1 protein-coding gene and 1 pseudogene are annotated in these 2,180 nt (G+C 38.2%); one reads left to right on the top strand and one right to left on the bottom strand.

From position 1 onward, the window contains the following. Positions 1–203 precede the first annotated feature (203 nt). A protein-coding gene (locus NI464_RS15675; RefSeq protein ID WP_253139512.1) for an IS3 family transposase occupies positions 204–1,351 on the top strand; the annotation gives its coding sequence in 2 pieces (ribosomal slippage) (positions 204–450 and positions 450–1,351; 1,149 coding nt in all). 18 nt (positions 1,352–1,369) lie between these two features. Here NI464_RS15675 and NI464_RS15670 read toward each other — a convergent pair. After that, positions 1,370–2,083: pseudogene (locus NI464_RS15670) on the bottom strand (ATP-dependent nuclease); the annotation flags it as partial. Positions 2,084–2,180: the final 97 nt, after the last annotated feature.

Genomic DNA, 2,180 nt, shown 5'->3' with positions numbered 1-2,180 from the left:
TTATCAAAGTTCTGTTGCTTTAGCCTGTATATTTTTATGGCTACCTTTATAGGGTTAATTATGAACAGTAAATGTCAACAGACCCTAAATATTTTTCCATATATTTTGTGATATACAGACGATCTGTAATACCTTCAACTGAATAGCCACCGATTTTGTAGACACTTTTTAGTTAGATAAAATGGCTAATTAACGAGGTGCTTATGAGCAGTAAACGATACCATGAAGAATTCAAAATTGAAGCAGTAAAGCAAGTTACTGAGAAAGGTCATAGTGTGGCCGAAGTTGCTGCACGTTTAGGAACCACTACCCATAGTCTGTATGCCTGGATTAAACGTTATGATCCACAGCAGCCCAAGATCACAGAATCTAATGATCCAAGTGCAGAATTAGCAAAGTTAAAAAAAGAACTGCAACGGGTTACTGAAGAAAGGGACATATTAAAAAAGGCCGCGGTGTACTTCGCAAGCCAGTCCAAATGAGGTACGCCTTTATTCGGGACAATCAGCATATATGGCCTGTTCGTCGTTTATGTTCAACTTTAGATGTTCATCATAGTGGTTATTACGCCTGGTTAAAGAAACCTACCAGTATAACTGCGAGGAAGCGGCAACAGCTTTCAGGATTAATTAAACAGTTCTGGTTGGAATCTGGCGGAGTCTACGGTTATCGCAAGATTCATTGTGATTTGAAAGACGTTGGCGAAAGTTGCGGTATCAATCGAGTACATCGACTCATGAAGGCGAATGGTCTCAAGTCACAGCGTGGCTATCGCAAACCTAGAGCTAATGTTAGTACTCCATCGATTGTGGCTCGAAATACTTTAGACAGACAGTTTAACCCCACCCAGCCCAACCAGTTGTGGGTGACTGACATCACTTATATTCGCACTCATGAAGGATGGCTGTATCTTGCAGTAGTAATCGACCTATTCTCACGGCTAGTCGTTGGCTGGTCTATGAAGTCGAGAATCACAACAGATCTGGTTTTAGATGCTCTACTGATGGCTTTGTGGCGAAGAAGCCCAAAGAACAAAGTCCTGATTCATTCTGATCAAGGTAGCCAATACACCAGTCATGAATGGCAGACATTTCTCAAGCATCACAACCTTGAAAGCAGTATGAGCCGGCGTGGAAACTGCCATGATAATGCTGTTGCTGAGAGCTTCTTTCAGCTGTTAAAGCGAGAGAGGATCAAGAAGAAAATCTATGTGACAAGAACTGAAGCAAGGTCGGATATCTTTGAATATATAGAGATGTTCTATAACTCAAAACGCAGACATGGTTCCAATGGTCAGCGTTCTCCATTAGATTATGAAAAGGCCCATCAAAAGATGGTTATGTGTGTCTAGAATTTTGGTGGCTATTCAAACCCAGATCGTACAGTTAGCTAAATAAACAGAAGAAGGACGTACACCTAGTGAGGCAAGTAGGTCACGATCACGGTCACAACGATAAATTTTAAACTCAAATTCGTTAGAAGAACCTTCTTTTGGGTGTTTAACAAACTTTTGGATCATGACTTGATCGGATTCATCTGCCATGTCCAATAAATGATTTGAATGCGTTGTAAAGAAGTAATAGTGATTAGTTTCATTTAGATAAAAGTTCATTAGCTGACGAACCATACCTGCATGCATGTGAAGCTCAGGCTCTTCTATAAAGAAAGCATGTGTTTCTGTATTTCCTTCTTTATCTTTGTTTTTTATATAGGCTTCATAGGTTAGGATAATCGCTTGTTGCAAACCATCACCCAATTCATAAATAGGTCTTTGTCTATCTGAACCGATTTTGATGTTCACTACATCTTGATCATGCTTCGGAATCAATGAAACAGCTTCATTATCAAAGAAATATTGGCTTAGTTTTTCTTCATAATTTTTAATTATTTCACGTTGTTCAGGTTCACCTAGAAGATGGATTTTAAGCTCATGATATAAACACTCACCAGTAATAATATTTTCAGTATTAAATTTACTTGTATCCGTAAAATAATCTTTTTGAGCACGTTCGATATATGGCTGTTTATTTTCTATTTCAGTGACAGGGCGCATACCTCTTAAAATAGGGATATAGAATTTCATATTTGAAAATATTAGATCTCTTTCATAAATCAAAAAATGATCTTCTTTTTGGTTAATATTTGCACTCCAAATTTCTTGGCATTCGTGCATAATCTGC

Source organism: Acinetobacter lwoffii (genome assembly GCF_024129685.1).
Taxonomy (GTDB): domain Bacteria; phylum Pseudomonadota; class Gammaproteobacteria; order Pseudomonadales; family Moraxellaceae; genus Acinetobacter; species Acinetobacter lwoffii_X.
This window is presented reverse-complemented; position numbering and strand designations above follow the sequence as displayed.